This is a genomic window from Silvanigrella sp. (assembly GCF_044369315.1).
Lineage (GTDB): Bacteria > Bdellovibrionota_B > Oligoflexia > Silvanigrellales > Silvanigrellaceae > Silvanigrella.
Genome location: NZ_JBIPMD010000021.1, coordinates 1 through 25,508, shown reverse-complemented (window position 1 = coordinate 25,508; position 25,508 = coordinate 1). Strand labels below are relative to the sequence as shown.

The 25,508-nt window shown below is 31.1% G+C and carries 20 protein-coding genes and 1 pseudogene; 15 read left to right on the top strand and 6 right to left on the bottom strand.

Annotated elements, in window-relative coordinates:
- Positions 1–436: pseudogene (locus ACIQ56_RS03585) on the bottom strand (hypothetical protein); the annotation flags it as partial.
- Between the two features lie 353 nt (positions 437–789).
- Here ACIQ56_RS03585 and ACIQ56_RS03580 point away from each other — a divergent pair.
- Positions 790–2,403, top strand: a complete 1,614-nt coding sequence (locus ACIQ56_RS03580) for a metallophosphoesterase (RefSeq protein WP_397599706.1) — start codon at positions 790–792, stop codon at positions 2,401–2,403.
- A gap of 52 nt (positions 2,404–2,455) precedes the next feature.
- On the opposite strand, the gene tuf is transcribed toward ACIQ56_RS03580, so the two are convergent.
- Both tuf and ACIQ56_RS03570 read right to left on the bottom strand, forming a co-directional pair.
- Positions 2,456–3,643: an elongation factor Tu gene (tuf, locus tag ACIQ56_RS03575; protein ID WP_397599705.1), complete on the bottom strand. Its 1,188-nt coding sequence runs from the start codon at positions 3,641–3,643 to the stop codon at positions 2,456–2,458.
- A 242-nt stretch (positions 3,644–3,885) separates the two neighbouring features.
- A complete protein-coding gene (locus tag ACIQ56_RS03570; protein WP_397599704.1) occupies positions 3,886–4,398 on the bottom strand; it encodes a hypothetical protein in 513 nt (170 codons plus the stop codon).
- Between the two features lie 168 nt (positions 4,399–4,566).
- On the opposite strand from ACIQ56_RS03570, the gene ACIQ56_RS03565 reads away from it, so the two are divergent.
- The 8 genes from ACIQ56_RS03565 (at position 4,567) to ACIQ56_RS03530 (ending at position 13,579) form a co-directional block, all read left to right on the top strand.
- The gene (locus ACIQ56_RS03565) at positions 4,567–5,592 is read left to right on the top strand and encodes a glutathione S-transferase N-terminal domain-containing protein (protein ID WP_397599703.1); all 1,026 of its coding nucleotides are present in this window, start codon (positions 4,567–4,569) and stop codon (positions 5,590–5,592) included.
- A 19-nt stretch (positions 5,593–5,611) separates the two neighbouring features.
- Positions 5,612–6,478, top strand: a complete 867-nt coding sequence (mtnP, locus tag ACIQ56_RS03560) for an S-methyl-5'-thioadenosine phosphorylase (protein ID WP_397599707.1) — start codon at positions 5,612–5,614, stop codon at positions 6,476–6,478.
- A 46-nt stretch (positions 6,479–6,524) separates the two neighbouring features.
- Positions 6,525–7,607 carry an S-methyl-5-thioribose-1-phosphate isomerase gene (gene mtnA, locus ACIQ56_RS03555; protein ID WP_397599702.1) on the top strand — a complete coding sequence of 361 codons (1,083 nt, stop codon included), beginning with the start codon at positions 6,525–6,527 and terminating at the stop codon, positions 7,605–7,607.
- A 29-nt stretch (positions 7,608–7,636) separates the two neighbouring features.
- On the top strand, positions 7,637–8,794 hold the full coding sequence (locus ACIQ56_RS03550) for a RuBisCO large subunit C-terminal-like domain-containing protein (protein WP_397599701.1): 1,158 nt from the start codon (positions 7,637–7,639) through the stop codon (positions 8,792–8,794).
- Complete coding sequence (locus tag ACIQ56_RS03545) at positions 8,791–9,486, top strand: class II aldolase/adducin family protein (protein WP_397599700.1); 696 nt, start codon at positions 8,791–8,793, stop codon at positions 9,484–9,486. The genes ACIQ56_RS03550 and ACIQ56_RS03545 overlap by 4 nt, the downstream gene beginning before the upstream one ends.
- 58 nt (positions 9,487–9,544) lie before the next feature.
- A complete protein-coding gene (locus ACIQ56_RS03540; protein WP_397599699.1) occupies positions 9,545–11,233 on the top strand; it encodes a SpoIIE family protein phosphatase in 1,689 nt (562 codons plus the stop codon).
- 267 nt (positions 11,234–11,500) lie between these two features.
- The gene (locus ACIQ56_RS03535) at positions 11,501–12,529 is read left to right on the top strand and encodes an NAD(P)-dependent oxidoreductase (RefSeq protein ID WP_397599698.1); all 1,029 of its coding nucleotides are present in this window, start codon (positions 11,501–11,503) and stop codon (positions 12,527–12,529) included.
- Positions 12,530–13,579: a hypothetical protein gene (locus ACIQ56_RS03530; protein ID WP_397599697.1), complete on the top strand. Its 1,050-nt coding sequence runs from the start codon at positions 12,530–12,532 to the stop codon at positions 13,577–13,579.
- A gap of 4 nt (positions 13,580–13,583) precedes the next feature.
- Here the strand turns inward: ACIQ56_RS03530 and ACIQ56_RS03525 are convergent, their stop codons facing one another.
- Complete coding sequence (locus ACIQ56_RS03525; protein WP_397599696.1) at positions 13,584–14,195, bottom strand: helix-turn-helix domain-containing protein; 612 nt, start codon at positions 14,193–14,195, stop codon at positions 13,584–13,586.
- 192 nt (positions 14,196–14,387) lie between these two features.
- Between ACIQ56_RS03525 and ACIQ56_RS03520 the strand changes: the two genes are divergently transcribed.
- On the top strand, positions 14,388–15,452 hold the full coding sequence (locus ACIQ56_RS03520; protein WP_397599695.1) for a hypothetical protein: 1,065 nt from the start codon (positions 14,388–14,390) through the stop codon (positions 15,450–15,452).
- A gap of 235 nt (positions 15,453–15,687) precedes the next feature.
- The gene (locus ACIQ56_RS03515) at positions 15,688–16,089 is read left to right on the top strand and encodes a hypothetical protein (protein WP_397599694.1); all 402 of its coding nucleotides are present in this window, start codon (positions 15,688–15,690) and stop codon (positions 16,087–16,089) included.
- A gap of 40 nt (positions 16,090–16,129) precedes the next feature.
- Here ACIQ56_RS03515 and ACIQ56_RS03510 read toward each other — a convergent pair whose 3' ends face one another.
- On the bottom strand, positions 16,130–16,645 hold the full coding sequence (locus ACIQ56_RS03510) for an HAD family hydrolase (RefSeq protein WP_397599693.1): 516 nt from the start codon (positions 16,643–16,645) through the stop codon (positions 16,130–16,132).
- Positions 16,646–16,662: 17 nt separating this feature from the next.
- Positions 16,663–17,631 carry an AAA family ATPase gene (locus ACIQ56_RS03505; protein ID WP_397599692.1) on the bottom strand — a complete coding sequence of 323 codons (969 nt, stop codon included), beginning with the start codon at positions 17,629–17,631 and terminating at the stop codon, positions 16,663–16,665.
- Between the two features lie 192 nt (positions 17,632–17,823).
- On the opposite strand from ACIQ56_RS03505, the gene ACIQ56_RS03500 reads away from it, so the two are divergent.
- Genes ACIQ56_RS03500 through ACIQ56_RS03485 form a run of 4 tightly spaced genes read left to right on the top strand, consistent with a single transcriptional unit; the run spans position 17,824 to position 25,385 of the window.
- Positions 17,824–18,846, top strand: a complete 1,023-nt coding sequence (locus ACIQ56_RS03500) for an NAD(P)H-dependent glycerol-3-phosphate dehydrogenase (protein ID WP_397599691.1) — start codon at positions 17,824–17,826, stop codon at positions 18,844–18,846.
- Positions 18,847–18,882: 36 nt separating this feature from the next.
- Positions 18,883–22,419, top strand: a complete 3,537-nt coding sequence (mfd, locus tag ACIQ56_RS03495; protein WP_397599690.1) for a transcription-repair coupling factor — start codon at positions 18,883–18,885, stop codon at positions 22,417–22,419.
- The gene (locus ACIQ56_RS03490; protein WP_397599689.1) at positions 22,400–24,835 is read left to right on the top strand and encodes a hypothetical protein; all 2,436 of its coding nucleotides are present in this window, start codon (positions 22,400–22,402) and stop codon (positions 24,833–24,835) included. The genes mfd and ACIQ56_RS03490 overlap by 20 nt, the downstream gene beginning before the upstream one ends.
- Positions 24,836–24,842: 7 nt before the next feature.
- Positions 24,843–25,385 (top strand): hypothetical protein, encoded by a 543-nt coding sequence (locus ACIQ56_RS03485; RefSeq protein WP_397599688.1) that lies wholly within the window; start codon positions 24,843–24,845, stop codon positions 25,383–25,385.
- Positions 25,386–25,508: the final 123 nt, after the last annotated feature.

Sequence of the window (25,508 nt, the reverse complement as noted above, 5' to 3'; positions counted from 1 at the left end):
AACAAAGGGCTTGCTTGTCCATGTTTTCGGAAGATTTTCTGCATGCCTTTTTAAGTACATATTCTTTTTCTAAAAACACATTCTCAACTCTTAACTGGCATATTAGATTTGTTCCTGTATTTATAAGATAAGCACTAATAGAAGTTTGCACATCGGGATTTGAAATAAACATTTTTCCTAATAGTTTTTTTAAATTTGGGGCTGTTACGTTTTTTAATAACTGATTATGATCCAGTTTAATATAACCATCATATAAAGCTGTAATTTCAAAGTCTCCTAAAGGCATGCGAAAATATCCGGGCACTTGTGTTTTTAGTTGAGCAGGAGGGGTCGTTGCGAAAACAGATGTGGAAGTAAACAAACCCGTAATACAGGCTGCCGTTGCTGCTAACTTAACTAAAGTCTGTTTGCTCTTAAATAAAAACGGACTCTTCATAAGGATTCCCCCTAAATTGTTTATTAACAAAAAACACCCACAGATAAGTTACTGATACGCCTTTTAACATAGTTCTAATTTGATTGCGAATTCTTCTCATTAAAATTTATTTAATAATAATATGTTATAATATTTTTCTCTAATAAACCCTTTGGAATCTAATTTATAATTTATTATTTAATTAACTTAATAAGTTAATTAAAATGCAAAATAACTTCTCAATAAATTATTTTAATATGTTGATTAATCTTAATTTACACATAAGATAAAATAAAAGTCAGAATATATTTACCATGACTTTATTAATATTAGATTAAATATTCATTAAATTTATTTTATTAAAGGCAACAGGAATGATTCATAAAAAACTCGGTGATGGCATTGAAATTATTTACCCATATAATGCAATAAATGCTTCTTTAAATTCTAATTTTCACAATAAAGATAAATATCAAATTGTTTTTTTTAGCTGCCATGGCAAAGGAAATGAAAAACATAGTGATGTCATACGAAATTACTTGAATAAATATCAAATAATTCCTGATTTTTTTCTTCTTAATGGTGATAATTTTTATGACTCAGGTGTAGAAAATATAGAATCCCCTCTTTTCAAAACCTGTTTTGAAAAGCCATATGCTGAAAATTTTAGAAACCAGTTTTTTTTCCCTATTTTAGGAAACCATGATTACGGAGAATTTTTTTTAGGTGGCTTAAAAAATTTATTCTTATTTCGAAAAAATAGATCAAGCCCACAAGCTCAAGTGCAATACTCTACAAAATCAAAAAATTGGTATATGCCAGGATTTTATTATTCTATTAAAGATACAAATCATATTTTTGAGCTTTTTTGTATTGACTCAAACACCATTTTATTTCACGAAAAACAACAAGAGTGGCTAAAAAATAAAGTAACAAATTCAAAAGCAAAATGGAAAATATTGGTTTCCCACCACCCTCTAGTAACAAATGGGCATCATGGATCTGAACCAGATGTAATTGGCCTACATAATTATATTAATGAAAACTTTCAAAAAAATTCAAATCCAAATTTAAAGTTTCATTTATTTATTGCAGCGCATGAACATAGCAATCAAGTTTTAATTGAAAGTGCAAATTCTTACCAAATTATAGTTGGGAATTGCTCCTCAAAAAAACCCGCACATGTCAATAAAAGACAAAATACTTTATATTGTTCAGCAGAACCTAATGATTTTTCATTTGGAATATTAACGTTAAATAAAGACAATATTATATGTGATATAAAAGGGAACAAAAGTGATTATAAATTTGATTATGATAAAATAAAAAACTTTCAAAAAGATTTAAGTCCCATTAAATTTAATCAATCAGATTTCATTAAAAATGCTTCTATTATAAATGCAAGTATTCAATTAAATCCAGACTTATCTTTAAGTTTAGAGGAAAGAAAAATTTATCTTCAATATCTTTATGATGAAATTGAAAAGTCGAGTCTGCATTGGAATCAATATAGTCATATTGGAATATTTGCTAGAAGATATGATGAATTAAAAAAAATAGATCAATTGCTTGTGAATGCAAAAATTTATGTGAAAAATTTTAATCAAATAAAAGACTCCAATTTACCTTGGCTTGAACTATGGACTGTCGTTGAAAATTTATATGTTTATATTTCCGATATGCATTATTACTGTTTAAAAATAAAAGAAGATCATGAAAAGAAAAATAAAGAATCTAAAAGACAAGAAGCCTTACAAAGCCTCGAAAATCGAATTTATGGAATATATAACATTTTTTATTATATTTTAATTCATTTTTATAGAAGTAAAAACGTTCCTGAGAATTCAATTCATGAACAAGCTCTTTCAGACCTTTATAAATTTGAAGCTTATTGCAATCGATGCCGAATTGAAAAAGGTTACCGAACGATCAAAAAATTGAAGTATTTTATTGGTCACAAAAAAGATAAAAAAAAACCTGAAAGTTAAACTTTCAGGTTTTTTTTATAACCGTTTATTTCGATTTAACTCGAAATTTAAATTACTCGATGCATTTACCAACAGCTCCAGAACCAACTGTACGGCCGCCTTCACGGATCGCAAAGCGTAAACCTGGTTCCATCGCAACTGGAGTAATGAGTTCAACAGTGATTTCAACGTTATCACCAGGAACAACCATTTCAACGTTAGCTGGTAGATCAACTACACCAGTCACGTCAGTTGTACGGAAGTAAAATTGTGGGCGGTAGCCTTTGAAGAAAGGTTTATGGCGTCCACCTTCGTCCTTATTAAGAACGTAGATTTGAGCAGTAAATTTCTTGAAAGGTTTGATAGAGCCTGGCTTAGAAAGAACTTGTCCGCGTTCAACGTCTTCACGTTTTGTACCGCGAAGAAGAACACCAACGTTATCACCAGCTTGACCTTGGTCGAGAACCTTACGGAACATTTCAACACCAGTACAGATAGTTTTCGTTGTTGGCTTGATACCAACGATTTCAAGCTCTTCACCAACTTTACAGATACCTTGTTCAATACGACCAGTACAAACTGTACCACGGCCGGAAATTGAGAAAACATCTTCAATTGGCATAAGGAAAGGTTTATCAACTGGGCGTGGTGGCTCTTGAATGAAAGAGTCAACAGCGTCCATTAGCTCAACAATGCATTTTGAAGCTTTTTCATCTGCTGGATTTTGAAGTGCGCCAAGAGCAGCACCGCGAATTACAGGAGTGTCGTCGCCAGGGAAACTGTACTTAGTTAAAAGTTCACGAATTTCCATTTCAACAAGATCTGTTAATTCAGGGTCAGCAATGTCGCATTTGTTCAAGAATACAACGATGTATGGAACGTTAACCTGACGAGCAAGCAAAATGTGCTCGCGAGTTTGAGGCATTGGACCATCAGTAGCAGCACAAACAAGGATTGCTCCGTCCATTTGCGCAGCACCCGTAATCATATTTTTTACGTAGTCCGCGTGACCAGGACAGTCAACGTGTGCATAGTGACGATTCGTTGTTTCATACTCAATATGGGAAGCATTAATGGTAATACCACGAGCTTTTTCTTCTGGCGCTTTGTCGATTTCGTCGAATTTAGTAGCAACTTTACCTTGACGTGTAGAAAGAACAGCAGAAATAGCAGCTGTAAGAGTGGTCTTACCGTGGTCAACGTGACCAATGGTACCGATATTCATATGAGGCTTGGAGCGCTCAAATTTTTCCTTTGCCACGGTATAATCCTCCAGTGTAGGCAACATAAATAAAAAAACAAACAAAAAAAATCATGTGTAGGATAAGCACAGTTAGAACAACTTGTAAAGAGGTTCGTGCTCCTGTGAAGGGCATAGATACAAACATTCCAAACAAAATGCAATGATCTTTTAGAAAGACATTGCAAATTTTTAAAATACAATTCGCATCATTTTAGAACATCTATTTTGGAATCACAAGAATTTGTTTTTAAAGAAAAAGATTAGTTAAACATATCGTTTTCATTACTTATGAGTTCTTCGAGAATACTCTCGTTATCCTCTGCACGAGTTCTCATTAATCTCTCTTTAAATTCATTATAACGCAATTCACCATCTGCAAACTCAAAAGAAAAATCGGCCAAAATGGAGTAACGGTTTGCGTCATAAAACTCGTTAAAAAGAATAGGCTTGGCTGGAATTACTTTTTCTTTCATAGGAAAGGTGAACTCAAGAGGAATGATACGGGTTGCCCTGATAGCAGCAAGAATACAAATCCCAATAAGAAGAGCGACAAGAGTATTTACTTGAAGAGAACGAATTTCTAACAAAAAGGGGACTAAAATAAATATAAAGGCGGCAGCAGCCCCTTGAAAAGCAACGTAGGTTAAAACATACAAAGAGTCGTCTTCCCAGTTTTTAAAATCGATTGGCAGCATTAGAAAAACAGCTTGAACAATCGCTCCTAAAAAAACCCCTATATAAGTCAGCAAATAATCAATGGTTTTAATAAGCATATTTTTTCTCATCCTTAAGAAAGTGCTTAAATAGTGTTCGGATAAAATTTGGAAAGAATTGGAGGAAATTTTTTTCTAGGCTATAAGTTTGAAATACTCCTATTTTTGGAGCCAGCGCCATTTTGATCGCTTTAAATTCTTTTAATTTAAATAGGACGAGGTCTTTATATGAAAATTTATTCTATTCCTTTTTGCCCTTTCTGTTACCGTGTAAAATTAGCTCTTCATGAAAAAAAAATTCCTAATTCATTCATTGAAATTGAAGAAATAGATTTAAAAAATCCACCAAAAGATTTTATAGAAATAAATCCAAACCGCACCGTTCCTACCTTACAAATAAAAGGAAACGACGGTTTTGCTGAAAGTATGATTATTGTAGAATATTTAAACAATTTAAATACAGATACACCAAATTTATTTGGAAACAGCAATGAAGAAATTGCAAAAAATAAAGTTTTAATTGAAAGAATTTCAAATGAAATCATCCCATGCTTACTCGGGTGCTTTTATGCAAATGGAAGCGAAATGAAGTTTAGAAAATCACTTCAAAAACTTCCTATGATTTTTGAAAAATTAGAATCTTTACTTGAAAAAATAAACTCACCATTTTTTGGTGGAAATACCATAAATGCAGTTGATATTTGTTTTGCCCCTTTTATTTGTTATTATTTGGTTGCAAATGAATTTAATACTAAAATTATTCTTCCAAAATCAAATACAAAAGCATTTAAATATTTTAAAAATATTCAAAATCATTCCTATATTAATGAACTTATTCTTAGTAATGAAAAGTTCAAAAATGATACCAAAGAAGAACTTATTATTGAAACAGAGGGAACTAAATATATTAAAAGCTCCTCACGTAATTTAATAAAAGACATTGAGGAAGAAGTTAAAATATTAAATAAAAGAATTTCATCAAAATGCAAAGGTAACAGAGCAATACTTTGGGCAACAAATAAAAATGAAAAAGGACCTTATATTGAAACGATTGTTCAATTTAAAAATTATGATGAAGCCATTCAGGCCATTCAAGTTATTTGTGATTTACAAGAAACATCGGATCACCACTCTCATTTTGTTCTTGAAAACTTCAATCAAATTAAAGTAGAAGTATGTACGCATCAACCAACCTGGGGAGTGACTGCTATGGACATTGCTTTTGCAGAAACTCTCTCTGACATTTTAAAATAAAGGAGTTATCATGAAAGAAATGAAAAAAACATTTTTGGCTTTTATTGGAGGAAGTGGGCTTTATGATCTTCCTGGAATTGAAAATGTTGAAGAAATTGAAATCGCAACTCCCTTTGGCTGTCCTTCCGATAAAATTACAACGGGTACGATTGATGGAAAACCTATTGCCTTTTTACCAAGACATGGCAAAGGCCATCGTTTTTTACCATCTGAAGTAAATTATAGGGCAAATATTTATGCTTTAAAAAAACTTGGAGTGACACATATTGTTAGCGTAAGTGCTGTTGGGGGACTTCAAGAAAAAACGGCTCCTGGAACAGCGGTAATTCCTACTCAAATTATTGATAAAACAACGGGTCAAAGACAACGTACTTTTTTTGGAAATGGAGTTGTTGGCCACGTAAGTTTTGCAGATCCATTTTGCCCAGAACTTCAATCCTATATTGCAAAAGCATGCGAACAAGAAAAGGTAACAACACATTTCGGTGGTGCACTTGTTTGTATTGAAGGTCCACGATTTAGCTCCCGTGCAGAAAGTCATAGTTTTAAACGTGAAGAAGCAATGATTATCGGTATGACTGCAATGCCTGAAGCTATTTTAGCTCGTGAAGCAGAAATCGCATATGCAACTTTAGCTTTTGTTACGGATTATGATTGCTGGAGAGAAGAAACAGAAGCCGTTACGGTAGAAGCTGTGATAGCAGTATTAAATAAAAATGTTGAAGCTTCCAAAAAAATTGCGAAAGCAATTCATAAATTTTTGCCAAAAGAAACAAGTAATCCTATTTTTCAAGCAGCAAAAAATTCGATTATGACAAATTTGAGTTTAATTCCTCAAGAAACAAAAAGAAATCTTGATTTACTTTTTGGAAAATATTGGAAATAGATAAATAGAAATATTTATCTATTTTTATTTTAGGAATGAGGAACTTATGAAACCAAATTTAGAAGCTATTAAATATAAAAATAATAAACTTGAAATATTAAATCAGTTACTTTTGCCGGAGTCCTTTGTTTATGAAGATTGCCTGTCAGCAGAACAAGGATGGCAAGCTATTCAGCAAATGAAAGTTCGTGGTGCTCCCGCAATTGCTATTACAGCTGCACTTTCACTTGCATGTGAACTTTATCATTTAGAAGATAAATATTCTGTTGCGGGATTAAAAAAATACATTTTTGATAAACTAGATTATTTATGCACAAGCAGACCAACTGCTGTTAATTTATTTAAAATGTCCGATCAAATGAAATCTCTTATAGAAAATGAAATCAATAAAGAAAAAGAAATAGATCCCAAAAAATTAAAACAAATTTTTATTGAAAACGCAGAAAACTTATTAGAAAAAGATATTTCAGACAATAAAGCGATAGGTCATTTTGGCTCAGAATGTTTTCCTTTAAATAAAAAAATAAAAATATTAACCCACTGCAATACAGGTTCCTTAGCAACATCGGGATATGGAACCGCTTTAGGAATTATTCGTTCTCTTCATTCCAGTAATAAGCTAGAGCATGCATATGCAACCGAAACTCGTCCTTATAACCAAGGGGCGCGATTAACCGCTTTTGAACTTGTGTACGAAAATATTCCTTCGACCTTAATTACCGACTCTATGGTTTCCTTTTTAATGAAAGAAAAAGGAATTGATGGCGTTGTTGTGGGTGCAGATCGTGTTGTTGCCAATGGAGATACCGCAAATAAAATTGGTACATATCAACTTGCCATAGCAGCCGCTTATCACAATGTTCCTTTTTATGTTGCAGCACCAATAACATCGATTGATTGCACAAAAAATAATGGATCCGAAATTCATATTGAAGAACGCCCAAAACATGAATTAACTCATATCAATGGCATTCAAATTGCCGCAAAAGGAATTGATGTTTGGAACCCTTCTTTTGATATCACACCCGCTAAATTAATTACGGGTATTGTTACTGAATTAGGAGTCATTCCGAAAAATTCAGATGGTGAGTTTTATATTAAAGAATTTTTATTAAAGAAACAAAAATAATTTGTTTCTTTAAATTTAAGGAAAATGAAATGGTTTCATTTATTAAAAATAAAGAATTACTTTCTCCCCTTACTCAAGAAGCGCATGCTTTTGCAAAGTTTCGAATTAACGCTAAAAAGTATCCTGCAAGCTTAATCGAAGAAATTGCAATAGGTCAGTCTATAGGTGTATGGGAAGAACAGCATGTTGAACCGAGCCTTTTAAAAACAAAAATTGCAAAAATTATTGCTTGCGAATCGAATGAAAATTTTCACGAAGCCACCGTTGCTTTTCCTGTAAATATTTGGCATCGGAAATTATCGTGGTTATTTGCAATTTTATTTGGAAAAATGAGTTTTTATGATGGTGTTCAATTAAATTCTGTTTGGTTTTCTCCAGATTGTTTTGATCAAGAAAATTTAATAGGTCCAAAACACTCTCCACATTCCCTTCGATCTCTTGTTGGAGCAAAAAAAGATAGCCCTTTACTTATGGGAATATTAAAGCCAAATGTTGCGATGAGTGCTGAAAAAATATCTCAGTTATTTTTTGAGGCATCGGAAGCAGGGACTCATATTTTAAAAGACGATGAAATTCGTCATGATAATTCTCCTTTAGAAGCTATAAAAAGAGTAGAAATCATTGCGAATGAATCTGCAAAAAGAAATATAAAATCTATTTATGCTGTTCATTTGCAAATTGAAGGTACTAAATACATTGAACATGCTAAAAGACTTATAGATGCGGGTGCACAGTCCTTTTTAATCAATACCTGGACATCAGGAATAGAATGTTTACAAGAAATTCGTAAGGTAACAAATATTCCCATATTATCTCACCCTAGTTTAGTTGGTGCTTTTGGATTAACAGAGGAAAATTCAACAATTCATCCTCGTGTTACTTTAGCTCAATTTATTCGCGCAGCAGGAGCTGATTTAAGCCTATTCCCAAGTCCTTATGGAAAACTTGGTCTTGAAAAATCTATTGCACTAGAAATTGCAAAATGTTGTCTCATTAAAAATGAAAATTGGCCCATTCAACCTATGATGCCCGTTCCAAGCGCTGGAATAAAACCTGAACATGCTCCTTTAGCTAAAAAAGATTTTGGCAAAGATTTTGTTTTAAATGCTGGTACAGGAATTTTTTCTAGTCCCGAAGGAATTCAAAAAAGCATTGAAAAATTTAGAGAAGAGCTTGATAAAATATGAGAACCTATAAAAAAATCATAAAAGACTCTACTTTTTTTCCAATTTCACTTTTTGAGTTAAATGAATTAAATAAAATTTGTACTGTTGCTAAAAGACTAGATAATAGAAATGCCATTCCTGCGACAAGTAGTAATTTTAGCATTCGAGCAAAAAAAGAGAATGCTTTTTTGATTACAAAATCAGGCATTCATAAAAGAAATTTAAATCCAACTCATTTTATTCGAGCAAATTTGTTTGGAAAACCATTGCACCCTATTTCTCCAAAGCCAAGTGATGAAACATTATTGCATGCAATGATTTATCGTAATTTTAACGAAGCCCATTCTGTGATTCATTGTCATGCGCCCGAATTAGAATCCATTTCATTATTAAATTGCGAAATTTTGAAACAGGATAAAAATGAAAGCGAATATTTAACTTGTGGCTATTATAAAATAAAAGGACATGAAGTTTTAAAAGCATTAGGTTTCAAAACTCATTTAGAGGATTATTTTTTACCTGTCATTAAAAATGATCAAAATATGGAAAAACTTTCCCATTTAATCGAATATTATTTTTTTAAACATCAGCAAAAATTACCTATATGTGCTTTTCATATTGAAAATCATGGCATTTATTGTTTTGGAAATTCTGTTCCTCAAGCAGAACTAAGAATTGAAGCCATTTTGCATTTATTATCCTACCTAAAGTAGATTCTTTTCAAACCGACTAAACATAAGAGTTTTTTAATTTAAACAAATTAAGGGTTCTATGTTTAATAAAGAGAAATTACAAAATATAAGATTTCCTCTTACTATTAAAATAGCTTTGTCTCTTATTTTAATTATTTTTATCGTAATGGGAGTAAGTACTTTTTTAGATATCAAAGATAACAGAAATGACATGGAAAATTATGAAAAGAAAAATAATATTTCTGCATTTACTTCTGCATTACCCATAATGGAAAATGCTCTTTGGGAAATAGATTTTAAAACAATTAATTCTACATTAAATCAAATGATGAAAAACCCAAATGTAATTTCTGTCTCTCTTTTTTCTGAAACAGGTTATTCTATTTCTTATGTAGAAAAAGGATCAAAAAAAGAGCTATTAAATTTAAATTTAGAAGATTTTATAAGCAATGAAAATAAAGATAAGTTATTTAAAATGGAATTTAATAATAAAAATACTATAATACTCCAAATTAAAGATGATAAAAATGAAACTTTTACTTTAGCATACCCCTTATTTTTTAAAAATACAAAAAAATCAAATTTATTAAATGTTAAAGTGGGATATTTAATTATGGTGTATTCCACTCATCATATTGCGATAGCAAATAATGAAATATTTTATAAATCTGTTATTCTTTCTACTTTATTAGGACTTGTTATTATTTTAACAAGCTTTTTAGTGATTAGAAAAGTTATTATTAATCCAATAAAGGAATTGGAAAAAGCAAGTATTGAAATTGCTAAAAATAATTTTATACAAACACCTCTAAAAAAGGGATATTTTGGCAATGATGAGATTGAAAGTTTAAAAATTAATTTTAATTTTATGGTTAGACAAATTATCCAACTTATTAAAGACGAAAAAGAACAACAAAGAATGGCTAATGAATTAGAAACAACCAAAATCATACAAAAATCATTTATTCCTAAAGCAAAAAATTTAAGAGTTGGTTTTTTCGAACTTTCTGGTTTTTTTCAATCTGCATCTGAGTGTGGAGGAGACTGGTGGCATTTTTATCCTTTAAGTGAAAAAAGAATAATGATTATGTTAGGTGACGTAACAGGTCATGGAACTCCAAGTGCCATGTTAACGGCAGCCGTTAAAGGATATTGTGATTCTATTTATGCTCGAAAAAGTTTAGATACCTCAAAAATTCTCGAAGAACTAGATGTTGTTGTTAGAAGCATTGGCGGTGATGAGCGAATGATGACCATGTTCGTTGCTATTATAGACCCTATCAAACAAAAACTCACTTATTCAAATGCAGCACAAAACTTTCCTTTTGTTATTGATCAAAATTCAAATACAACTTCTCCTATTACTCTTTTAGGTAACGGAAAAAGATTAGGTTATTTAAGCCCTATAAGTCACAGAAAAGTAAATTTATTTAAAATACATTCAATAGATTTTAAAATTAATAATATTTTATTTTTGTATAGTGATGGATTAACAGAAGCTAAAAATACTGGAAAAAGGGAATATTCTGACAGAAGATTAATTAAAAAATTAAAAAGCTTACAAAATAATGATACTTCCGAAATTATTAAAATGATAAATATGGATTTAATTGAATTTACTCAAGGAGAACCACTGGAAGATGATGTTACATTTGTTGCATGCAGGTTATGTGAAACCGAAAATAAAGAATATAGCACAGAAATTATAGATTATTTTGATTCCCAAAAAGATGAGAATGCAAACACTCCCGTTGATCAAGTATCCTAGAAAAAAAATACCTACAGGTTAGGCAAAAATGTTTCGTAAGAACAATTTTGCCTAATTCCACAAAAAAATTCCTTAGATAATAAAAATAGACCTTAACAGAACAAAAACAGGAGCAATTCATTATGGAAGATTTTGAACTTGTATTAGAAGATATAGAATTAAGTTCTCATAAAATTGAGTACTATGATATAGAAATCAACTCTCCCATCACAGAAGAAGATATACGTTACGCTCAATTAGAAGACATTATATTTAGGGAAAACAACAATGAATTTAACGGTAGAAAAAACATTCCACTTTTTAGGGACCAGAATCTTTCCAGGAATTCCTTTAACTAAAGACGGTATATTAGGTTTTACCCTTCCAGAGGCCTCTGAAAAATCGATAACTCAAAAAATCCAAATATTTGCAAGCACCCATAATGTTGATCACATTTATACTTTTGTTACCTGCATAACCGATAACCTTCGGCAAAAAGAATTAGATACGATAAAAGAATATTTACCTAATGTAACTCATATTGGAAACTTTGGAGTTGGATTTAATCACATAGATATTGATTATGCTAAAAAACTTGGATTTAGAGTAACAAACTCTCCAGGAGTTCTTGCCGAGGCAACTGCAGATATCGCATTTACTCTTATATTATGTGTAACAAGAAGGGTGGCGGAAGGGTATACTATTGTAAAAAATACATCTAAATATCCTGGATGGGCTCCAGATTATCTCTTAGGAAGCGGATTGCAAAATAAAACATTAGGTATTGTCGGTTATGGTGAAATTGGCAAAGCTTTAGCAAATAGAGCGAAAGCCTTTGGCCTAAAATGCGTTGCTTTAAAAGCTAACAATTGGGAATCAATAGACAAAAGCTCTTTTAACGAAATTGATCGCCTTTCTGAAAACGACTTTTTCAATGTTTCCGATATCATTTCTTTGAACTGTCCCCTAACCGAACAATCAAAAAACTGGTTGAATCGAGAGCGAATTTCAAAGATAAAACAAGGAGGAGTTATTATTAATACAGCCAGAGGGGAACTTATTGATGAACCTAGTCTGGCAGATGCTTTAAATAATAACCACCTATCTGGTGCTGGACTGGATGTCTTTTGCCATGAACCTGTTTTGTCTGAGCACCTCAAAACAGCAAAAAATATATTTATACTTCCTCATATTGGCAGTGCAACTCACGAAACACGCCAAGCTATGGGATCTAGAGTTTTTGACTCCATAAAGGCTCATTTTAAAGAAAGGCATGAATTACGGCAAAAAGGAGTTTTGCCTTTTCAAATTACATAGATGAAAATTAAATTTCTTTTTGCTCTGTTATTCCATGCTATTACAATAAATTCATACGCTTCAGATCCCAAAAAAACCGATCCAACTTCGACAGAAGTTGGCTGGGATCATTTAATTGAAACAAACCCATCGCCATTGGCAAAACAGTTTGTGAAATCATCACACACTGTTTATCAAAGACTTCTTTATGGTGGAATTCCTTATCCCTCTAATAAAATAAATAATCGCTGGGAAAGTGGTTACAACACTTCTAGTGATAAATTTACTTATATGAGAAAATATGGGGTTGATTGCACACGCCTTCTCCGTTATCTTTTTGTGAATATGTTAGATCTCCCTTATAATTCTAAAGAAAAAAATGAACCCATTATTAGCAGTACGTTCACGCTACACAACAACCAAAATCAGCTTAAAAACTTTATTCAAATTCCCAAAACAAAACATGGATTTAAACCTCAAACGGGAGATATTTTGGCTTTTCCTGGCCATACCATTGCAGTTTTAGATCCTAAAAATTGTATTGCCATTCAATCTAGTATTTGGCTTTGCAAAGAAATGAAAAATGGATTTTGTGTCGAATCTGATTACGGAAAATCCGCAGGTGTTTCTATCTATCATTTAGCCAGCGAACGCTTTTGTAAAAATGGTGTTTGGAAGGGAATGGATAGTGATAAATTAAATTTTACCATTGGTTGGAGACATAAAGCATTTGATACTTGGATCACAAGTATGCCCTCTGAAGCAGAAGCAAAATCGCAAATACTTTTGAAGGGAAAAAATTTAGCTGGTAAATATATCTATTTTCCTGGAAGCAAAACTCCGGTGAAAGCCACTTTATGGAAAAAAGGGAAGGTAAATCATAACACAAATAATTCAAATCAGATTGTTTCTTTAAAAGTTCCACAAGATGCAAAAAGTGGAAAATTAAAAATATATTGGGGTACCGGAAATCCAAGTTTAGAAAAAACGGTTGAGTCATTAGATAAAATAAAAATCCTCTCAAGCCACAAAACAATTGTAAGCATTTATAAAGATTCTTATCTTGATTAAATATTTAAAATTTTGGAACCTGGACAACAATACTTAAACCTTTTGAAGTTTTAAATCCTTTTCGACAAGCATAAGCATGTCTTTGGTGCCCATCAAAACACAATAAATCTCCTTCATTAATCGTAAAAAATTCACTTTCGACCATAATTTCAAATGATCCTGAAAAACAAAAGAAATATTCTTCTGTTCCTGGGCTATGCGGTGATCCAGGAAATCGTTCATTTTCATTTAAAGTATATTCTTGTAAGATTAAATATCTTGAATTTTCAGGAGTTAATTGAAGAACATGGATAAATTTAACCAAATTTTCATCGGAATATATCAGTTTTTTTGGAATTTTTACAGCTTCTTCTTTTTTATATAATGTTGCTGTTGGAGTAGGTTTTTGCAATAATGCAGACATTTCTACACCGAGACCTTGGGAAATACCAACTAATACTTGTAAAGTAGGGTTTCCTTCCCCTCTTTCCAAACTTGCAATGGTACTTCTTGGAACTCCAGATCTTTCAGAAAGCTGCTCTTGGCTTAAGCCATATTCTCTTCTAAAGTTTTTCATATGTATTGCAATATACTGTCCAAAACTTTCTGGTTTTTCTGGTGTGACATTTTTCATCATAAACAAGGTACTCCAAAAAAATAGGAATTCTATATTTCTCTTTAGAGTTTTATCTAAAAAATAAATTTAAAATAAATCTAATTTCGTATCATTTATTCGTAGATAGGTAAAATTTGCATGAATTTACATACAAAAAACTCTTAAAGAAGGTATATATTCATAATGTTTGGAATGACAACAAGGAAAGTGACCATGTTTAAACATATTATACTTCCAACATTCTGTTTTTTTTATTTTTTTGTAGCAGGATGCACATCTACTAAATATTCACATAGAAAATATAACAGCTATAATCAAAACTATGTAGATCCGACACGCGTTGAAGTAGATTGGAAAAAATTATATTCATCAAATGCTTCATCACAAGTCAGATCGTTTTTAAATTACTCTAAAGAAACAAAAGAGGAATTAAGCGAAAAAAAAATTCCTTATGCTTGGAATGGTATTTCTAAAAATTGGAATGACAAATACTTAGACTCAAAAAATAAATATGATTTTATGAGAAGAAATGGAGTTGATTGCACGAGATTCCTTTGGCATTTATATTCTGAAAAAATGAATTTACCTTTTAATTCTAAAACAAAAAGAGCTCCTATATTAAGCCACAGTTTTGCCCAAAGAAAATCAAATTCAGAATTAAAGAATTTTGTTCCTTTAAAGAAAAATGGAAATCTATTTAAGCCACGTCCAGGAGATATCCTTGCATTTCCTGGACATGCACTTGCTGTTCTTGATCCTGATAAATGCATTGCCATTCAATCTGCTTCCTGGGTTTGTAAAAAAAGGGCTGATAATGGATCTTGTGTAAACTCTGCAACAGGCAAAGAGACTGGAGTATCTATTTATAAATTAACGAATAGAGGTGACTGCGAAAACGGTTTATGGAAACAATTGGATTCTCCTAAAAATAAATTTACGGCAGGATGGAGACATAAGGCATTAAATACTTGGATCGAAAAAATACCACCAAAAGCAAACGTTAACGACACAATTACCTTAATTGGTTATAATATTTCACATAGATATATTTACTTTAATGGTGCAAAAAAACCCTCTAAAACATCATATTCTTATTCAAAAACAAAAAGTAAAAAATACGATAACTTAGATATTGTTTCTATAAAAATCCCTCATGATGCTAAATCAGGAAAATTAAAAATTTATTGGGATAATAAAATTATACCAGATATAAGACATACGGTAGAAAGTAATGATATTATTTACATAGAAAAAAACACTTTGTTAAGCTCAAGATAAATAATTAATATTGTTAAAAAGAACATAATTTAAACATTTTATTATAAATTCAATAAAATTTATCTAAAATGTTGATAAATTTTTAATCCTATTTTACACTGAATATTATAGGCTTAAATGATGCCTATTCATTTTTTAATTTCTCATCATACAATTAAAATAAGAAAGAATTTTAAAAATCAAAAATATGATATTTTAATTTTCATCAAATCTATAAAATTAATTAGGAAATAATATGAATTTAGAAAAACAAAAATCGGAAAATAATTTTAAAAATAAATTAACAGATTTTAATAAAAAATGTTTAAAATACTCAGATATCATTAATGATTTTAAAAGCAGAAAGGAATCTATTGATTTAAAAGAGTTATATGATACAACTAAATACAAATTAAATAATAAAATCAGTCAAATAGAAGATCTCATCAACAGATCTTCTAACGAAACAGAGTATAATAATTTAAATCTTCAAAAAAAATATTTAATTCAAAAAATAACTTTAATTAATTTATTGCTTGACGAAAATTTAATGGAGACTAAAAAAAATATTGATATTTTTTCATACACAGAAGGAGATATGTTTAAAAATTCACTTATTTTTTGTTTGTATTCTCTAAAAAATAATTTTCCGGACTAATGTTTTTTTAACTCTATTTTTTTCTAAAAGTCTTAAAGACTTATTTTTTTATGATTGTCTCTTCTATAAATTTCAAAACTTGGTTCAAGTCATTAAAAATGGGGTATTTTAAATACTTAGACTCTTCTGGTAAATAATTACTTCTCCGTATCCAAAATCCATGTAATCCTGCTTCTTGAGCACCTAAGGCATCATCATGTAAAGAATCACCAATATGAATTGCATTTTGTTTTTCTATTCCAACAAGTAAACAGGCATGATGAAAAACGCTAGAATCGGGTTTTCCTTTTTCAACGGTGTCCGAACTTATAACGACATCAAAACAGTTATCTATATTTAAAGCTCTTAACATTCCATTAATACGATTTCCCCAATTTGTAATTATGCCCGTCTTAATAGGAAATCCACTAATTTTTCTTAATTTTAAAGCTGCTAATATTTCTTTAGCATCGGGACAGACTTGAACTCCAATTGCATTTGATGAAGAACTTTGCAAAATAGTTCCAGAGGCATCAAGAAAAATAGTGTATTTTTCCATGTCTTTTTCTTTTTTCATAACATATTTTCTCTTATTTATAGTATTGTTTCTTGAACAATTTGATTGATAATATTTGAAGAGCTTCTTTTTTCAGAAAGAGATCTAAAATTTAAAATACATCTATGCCTTAATACGGCAGGTGCGATTTCAGCAATATGTTCAAATTGAACCTCTGTTTTTCCACGTATTAAAGCAATTGCCTTACTTGCTATTAGCAAAGCTTGAGTTGCTCTTGGACTAGCGCCAAAATCGAGATAATCTTTAGCTACATTTAATTTTGATTCCTGTGGTCTTGTATTGCGTACAATACGAACAACTCCACTTAATAGCTCTTTGCTAATAGAAACATTTTCGACAGTTTCTCTGGAGTTTAATAATGTTTTTGCAAAAGGAGCTGCTGCTAAGTCTTCTATCTTTTTTGGCAAACATGCCACTTTGATTTCAGAATCAAAATCAGGATAAGGAATTTCTAAATTCAATAAAAATCGATCGAGTTGTGCTTCCGGTAAAGGAAATGTTCCTTCGTTCTCTATTGGGTTTTGAGTAGCAAATACGTAAAAGGGAGATGGTAACGCTCTCGAAACACCACCTATACTAACTTGGCGCTCTTGCATTGCCTCTAAAAGAGCGGATTGTGTTCTAGGAGATGCTCTATTAATTTCGTCCGCTAAAATAAATGGGGAAAAAATAGGGCCAGGAGTAAAAACGATTTTTTTTAAGTTTGGATCTTTTTCATCGAATTGAATTGTATCTCCACCTAAAATATCAAAAGGGGTTAAATCGGGAGTAAATTGAATTCTTTTGTACTTATTACCCAAAGCGGAAGCTATATTTCGAACCAAAGTCGTTTTTGCCACACCAGGAGCGCCAGTCAAAAGAGCGTGCTCATTACAGATCACAGCAATGACAATATGCTCAATAATTTCACTTTGTCCAAAAACTTTGTTATTCAGCAATTCTACAAATTTTTGGGATGCGTAAGATGTTTCTTGAAAATCTGGCATTTATTTAAACCTCTTCTTTAATTAAGGGGACTATGCCTAGCTTAACCTTTCAGAAGAAAAAGGGAAAGCCAGAAAGAACGACATCAAGTAAAGCAGGCATTTCATTTAAAGAATCTAATAAAGAAACCTTCACTAAATTATAAAATAAAGGTACTTGAAAACAGTGAAGAAACTTAAAGGAGTATACTTACTATGGCCTTAACAAATAAAAATAAGACCCTCGTAATAGGAGCTGGTGCCTTTGGAACAGCAATCGCCGCTTGCATTCATAGTCCTTCTAATCAAGTAAAAATCATTGCAAGAGAAGCGGATCCATTCGAATCCCTTAAGCGTCATAATACTCTTAAACATTGTGAAATGGAAACATTCGATAAATTTAATTCAAAATTTAGTGATTATAAATTAATAATTTTAGCTATCCCTTGTCAAAGTTTACGAAATGTGAGCGAATGGATGTATCGGCATTGGGAAAAAACAGAACAAATTAAAAATAAAGAAACAAAAAAAATAAACATCATTTCAGCCGCTAAAGGGATAGAACAAAAAACTCTTTTGTTACCATCCCAAATTTTAGAAAATATTTGGCAAGAAAATGCTTCCATTGGATCTTTAAGCGGACCTAGTTTTGCAAAAGAAATGCTTGAAGGCTTGCCAACTTGTGTTGTTGTTGCCTCAAAAGACGAAGAACTTTTAAATATAGCTTCCAATTTATTGCATCGTCCTCATTTTCGAATTTATGACTCCAAGGATATCATAGGAGTAGAAATTTCTGGTGCCTTAAAAAATGTAATTGCAATGGTAGCAGGTGCTGTTGATGGTCTAAAATTAGGAAATAATGCACGAGCTGCCGTGATAACAAGAGGCCTCGCCGAAATTGCTCGCATTGGTGTAAAGTTAGGTGCAAATCCTATGACATTTTTAGGTTTAAGCGGAGTTGGCGATCTTATTTTAACATGCACAGGTGATTTATCTCGAAATAGACAATTTGGTTTAAGAATGGCAAAAGGTGAAAGTAAAGAAAATATTTTAAAAAGTATGGCTCAAGTTGTAGAAGGAATCGCAACAACAAATAGCGCTAATGAACTCAGTATGAAACTTGGAATTGAAACTTCAATTATAAATACGGCCTATAAAGTTTTATATGAAGATATACCTATTCTAGAAGCTGTTTCTTTATTGAACGACCGTCAGCAAGGCTCTGAATTTAATTGGTGAAAATTTTTATTATTCAAAATTAGGAAACTTTACTTTATGAATCTATTTTCGGTTGAATCTAGTCTGATAGAAACAATTGCTACACTGATTGAAAATCCTAAGTTAACAAAAATTATTATCACGAATACAGAAGCTGAAGCTCAAGAATTTGAAGAATTTATTAAAAACGCTTCCGATGAATACTTAACTTCAAAAGATATTCTTTATATTCCAGGTTTCTTTCAAGCTGGTGTTTTTCGATTTGAATCTGCTCGAAAAATTATTGCCAAAAGAGTAGAAGCTTCTTTTTTATTATCGTCCCATTTTCCTAGAGTAATCATATGTAGCATTGCTGGTTTCGCAAGAAATTTTCCAACTATAGAATGGATTCAAAAAAATAAATATGAAATTAGAGTTGGTGACGATCTCGATCCCGATCTCCTTATTGAACAATTGTCTCAACTCGCTTATTTGCAAGTTCAAAGAGTGGAAGAAGTTGGTGAATTTTGTGTCAGAGGTTCTATTGTTGATTTTTGGACTCCAGGAGAAAAAACGCCATCACGTATTGAGATATTTGGTGATGCGGTAGATAAAATAAGATCGTTTCGAGCTTCTGATCAAAGATCTTTTGAAACATTAAATAAAGTAACAATTTTACCTTCTAGAGAATTTGTATGGCCATATAAAAGTCAGCTAGAATTTGCTGTTGAAAAATTTAATAGCGCAATTTTACATCAAAAAGTGATGGGAGTAAGCCGCTCTAATTTACTTGAAGACTTAAAAGCCAATGTTCCTTTTGCTGGTATTGATGATATATTCTATATGTTTTCTCAAGATCATTTTCAATCATTTCATGAATATATAAATGAAATTTCTATAAAAAATAATATAAACCTTTCTATATGTTTTATTGGTGAAGAAGATCACTTTTTAAAATCTGTTCATGAAATAGAAAAATTATATGAAAATTCATACACCGCTGCTTTTGGAAAAAATTACCCTGTAGGAAAAATAGAATCTGTTTTTCCTAATATTATAAAAGCAAAACAATACTTAACAATAGCAAATTCTATTAAGTCAAGATATTCTTTCCCTAAAGACATATCAGAAGTTTTAAAACAAATTGAAAAACAAAAACTTTCTAATAGAATTGAAAAGCTAAATCACTTTCTTTTAGAAAATAAAATTGAAAATATTTTAATTCTAGCTAATACAAATGATAGTTTTTTAGAATTTATAGGAATATCGTCAAAATATTTTAATATTAACAACGAATCCGAAAATCAAATTAACATTCCAAAATTTAAAATAAAAGATATTTTATCACATAATTTATCAGGGAATAAAGTAACAAACAAAATTCATTGCTGTTTACTCAATTCAAAAGAAGGTTTTTATTTACCTCAATCAAGAACTTTGGCCATATCTGAAAATTGGATACGAGGAGTCGCTAGCGCCGAAAAATTTGAAAGTTTTACCGAAATCGATTCAAAACAAAGCTCTAAAGAAAATTCGGAGGCATTTTTAACAGCGCAATATTCTGATTTTATAGAGGGAGATCTTGTTGTCCACGTTCAACATGGTATTGCACGTTTTCGTGGATTAATGACCATTAAAATTCTTGATATCACAGGCGATTTCCTTGCTTTAGAATATGCTGAAAACGATAAAATATATGTGCCTGTTCATAAATTAAATTTAATTCAAAAATATATTGGCTCTTCAGAAGGAACTTCATTAGATAGCTTAAAAGGCACTTCTTGGGAAAAAAGAAAAGCAAAAGCTAAAATTGATGTTGAAAAACTTGCTAAAGAACTTATGGAACATCAAGCAAAAAGAGCGATGACACCAGGCCACGCTTTTTCTAAAATTGATGAAGATTATATTTCTTTTGAAGACGCCTTTCCTTTTGATGAAACTTTAGATCAATTGCGCGCCATAAAAGAAATTATGTCCGACATGAATCAACCTAAAGCAATGGACAGATTATTATGTGGAGATGTTGGTTTTGGAAAAACAGAAGTTGCTATGCGCGCTGCTTATCGAAGTATATTGGATGGAAAACAAGTGGCTTGGCTTGTTCCAACAACAGTATTAGCACATCAACATTATAGATCATTAATAGAACGATTTTCCGATTTTGCTGCAAATATTTGTATATTAGATCGCTCTGTTACTTCAGCTTCAAAAATTCTCGAAAAACTTAAAAAAGGTGAAATTGATATTTTAATAGGAACTCATCGAATTTTATCGAAAGATATCGATTTTAGAGATTTAGGTTTATTAATTGTTGATGAAGAACAACGTTTTGGTGTTTTACAAAAAGAAAAAATCAAATCGATCTCTTATGGTATTGACGTTTTAACCATGACAGCAACACCCATTCCAAGAACACTACAAATGGCAATGGTAGGACTCAGAGATTTAAGTTTACTTACCTCCCCACCAAAATCACGTTTAGCAACAAAAACATTTGTTTGTCCTTTTGAAGAATCTATTATTATTGAAAGTATTCAGTTTGAATTAAACAGAGGAGGACAAGTATTTTATGTTCATAATCGAGTAGAAGAGCTAAATAGTGTATATGAATATTTACATAAAATTGTTCCTAACGCTAAAATATGCATAGGTCATGGAAAAATGACCCAAAAAGATCTTGAAAAAACGATCATCGAATTTTTAGATGGAAAATTTAATATTTTATTATGCACTACAATTATTGAATCTGGAATAGATATGCCAAACGTAAATACAATTATTGTACAAAATGCAGATTATTTTGGTTTAGCACAACTTTATCAATTAAGAGGACGCGTTGGGAGAAGATCAACTAGAGGTTATGCTTACTTTTTAACATCACAAAACGCAAAAGATGATCAAGAAGGAATGAAAAGACTTGAAATTTTAAAGGAACATCAAGAATTAGGTAGTGGTTTCGTTATTGCGAGTCATGACATGGAAATGCGAGGTTCAGGAAATATTTTAGGTGATGAACAAAGTGGAAAAGTAAGCGATGTGGGATTAGAAACATATTTACAAATGTTAGATGATGCCATTAAAACTCTTGGTGGAAATAAAGTAACAAATCATGCTGAAGTTGAAATACAAATTCCTCTTATTGCACAAATACCTGAAAATTATGTTGAAAATTCAAGAGAACGTTTAAAAACATACCGTCGTTTTTTTGGTGCTCGTCAAGAAAGCGCATTGCAAAACCTTATCACAGAATGCGAAGATCGTTTTGGTACGATTCCTGTTGAAGTGAAAAACTTATCAGAACTTGCTCGAATAAGAAGATGGTTATTATCCTTGGGAGCAATATCACTCATTGTGGGTGAAGATTCTACAGAAGTGCGTCTTGGCAAAGGGGTATTACAACCAGATTCTTATGATGAATCAAGTGAACTACTTGTAAAACGCATACTTGATGTTTGCAATCGCAAGGTAAAGGGCATGCGCATTACTCCAGATGGTAGACTTATATTTGCCATTCGTAAAAAGAACTTTATTCAGGATAGTAACGGAACAATTACCGAATTAAAGAGAATTTTAAGTCTCCTTGCTGGGGAAGCTTATGAGGAAAATTCAAAATAATTTTTTATTTTTTATCCATATACTATTCTGTTTTATTATTTTTCCTTTTTTTGAAAACAAAATATTTGCTCAATTGCCTAAGACTTTTATAAAAGAAGGGCTTCCTACTTTACGTTCTGGCCCTCCTTTAAATATTCAAGCTGCTTATGATAAAGAAGTATTATTGGAAGTATCACCTGGCGATGATTATTCATCTCAAAACTCAAAGATAATATGGTCAATTAATAATAAAAAAATATGTACTGGAGTTTATTGCCCAATTGTCCTTAAAGAATCAGATTATTTAGAAAGAGCGCCCATCCTCGATATCATTACATTTAATGAATATGGAGGAACAACATATACCTATGAATTTGAAATTCGCTCTAAAGAAGGCTTTGATTCTAAGTCTTTAAACAAAGAAACAGAATATGTAAAACCAAAAAATGAATCGATTGATTCTTTTTCAAGCCAAAAAGTTTCTGCTATTTTTGGGAAAGGAACACTTATTCAAAGAGATTATATTCTTTATATTGGATCAGTTTCAAGATTTTTTAATTGGAAAGAAGGAATTTTTCAAACAGATAATTTAGATACTTTAAAAATTTCAGATTCTGAATCAGGATTATGGTTTTTGTTACCTTCTTCTAATTTATCCATTCAAAGCCCTACCGATGATGATCAATTAAGAAGATCTAAATTAAATTTAGGAAGTTTAAGAGTAAAAGCTTCTGGCAGTCGAAATGATACCGATGAAAATACGGAAAGCTTTACGAACAAAATGGAAATTGAAACAGAAGAAATAAAAATTCTTGTTTCTCGTGGAACAGATGTGGTTATGACAAGAGGAAAAGAAAATAATAAATTATTTACTAAAATTATTGTATTTAGTGGAGAAGCACAGCTTATCCCTAATATTCGTATTATGAAGGAATCTGAAAAATTTAAAGAAGATAAAATTAAACTAGGAACGGGTCTTGAATTCACAATTTATGAAGACGGTTCAATTAAACCATTGTCATCTCCAAATAGCTCGACAATAGATTATTTTATTGCTTTTACTACGACACAAGAAGAATTAAAAGCGAGATATGAAACAAAAAATATTGATAATCTCTCCGAAATTTTAGATAGAGCCGCTATTTTAGCAGAAAATGAAGAATATTTTGAGTTGCTAAATTTATTAACTCCAGTTCAAAATTTAATAGATAAAGATATTCGAATTTCATATTATTTAGGTTTTGCAAAAAAAGGTTTATATCAAAATCAAGATGCAAAAAAATATTTTAATCATGCAAAAAAAATGGATAGTAATTTTCCAATGGCTCATTGGCAACTTGGGCTAATTTATCTTGAAGAAAAAAATTATCCCTATGCTGAAAATGAATTTTTACTTGCTCATAAAAATATTCCAAAAGGTAGTAAAGTAGACCATGAATACGGATATTATGTTGGCGTGCCCTATTTTTTTAACAATAAAATGTTATTAGCAAAAAATACGTTTCAGTCTGCTGTTTGGGATACAGAACTCGATCCCTCATTAAGACAATCTGCCGCCGAGTTTTTAAAAAGAATAAATATTGAAAAACCTTGGAGCGTATTTGTTCCTTTAGGAGTTCAATACGATTCAAATGTTTTATCCATTGCACAAAATCAATCTTTACCAAGTCAATACAGTGATAAAAGCGTTTTCAGGTCAATCGCAGGTGGTGTTTACTCCTACGATAGCTCTAAAGAATCAAATAACGATGGTTGGTTTTTAGGAGGAGGCGCAAAACTCTTTTATATTAAAAATTTAACAAATGGATATAGCTCATTAGATGCTCTTGTTTTAGAAGGAAGCATTTATGAAACGAGACGCTGGTTGAAAGATGAAGAAAAAAAAGAACATGATACCGTGCGAATCTACCAAACGGGTGGGGCCGTTTTTGTTGATAATAAACAAGATAATCTTTATTTTTTAGGAGGAGGAATCTATAAATCACTTGAATTAAATGCAGGTATCCAAATAGATGTATCCGATCGTTCTGTTTCGAATCAAAGAAGCGGTTTAGTTTACAATCAGTATTATCAAATGGGTTTAGGACAATACAGTCTTTTTGTATTGGATTTAAGCCTTCAAGGCCAAGAACAAATCATGTTTAATACATCAGATACAGTAGGAAGTACATTTGAAATCATAGCGACTCCTTCTGCCAGCTATTCCATTAATTCAAAAACGAGTTTAAAATTTAGCAATACCTTCGACTTTTTATATACTTTTATCTCACCAATTCAAAGCAAATATAAATTTATTCCCTCAGCAGCTATAAATTACTTTATACAAGACTGGTTAATAGGTACATTTAGTACATCATTTGAATACGATCGGGTATTACCCGATAATACAAATGTTTATAGGCCGGGAGCCTCACTTATTGTAACAGGTATTTTTTAGGAAGTTCATGAAATCTCAATTACAAATAAATAAACTAAATTCTTTTAAAGAAAAAGTTTATTCGTTTTCTTTTGCAAATTACCCAACAACCTCCCGAATTCATAAATTACAAAAATTTTCGAATTTAAATTCCATTTTTGTAAAAAGAGATGATGAACTTGGTTTTGGAGCGAGCGGATCCAAATTAAGAAAATACTTATCTTTAATTCCTTATTTAGTACAAAATAAATATCAAGAAGTTATAATTAAGGGAGGAGCATATTCAAACAATATACTTACCGCATCTCAATTATTAATAGAAAATAATATACAACCTATTTTATTTCTCCCAGAAATAAAAAATGAAAATAGGCATGGTAATTTTTTACTTACTTCCTTGTTAGTAGAAAAAAATAATATTCATTTTTTAAATCAAAATGATTTTAGTAGTTTAAATTTAATTATTGATAATTATTGCCATCATAAAAAAGAAAAAGGAATAAATGTTGGAGTTATTTTAGAGGGAGCAAATATGAAAGAAGCTTTACCAGGAGCACTTTCATTATGTTGATCCTCCCCTAAGAAAGTAGACACCCAGATCCGAAAAAAACTTATAGGAAAGAGGTGTTGAAATGGTGTTAACCAAAAGAAGGTATACAAGCGAATTCAAGCAAGGGGCGATTGAGCTTACAAT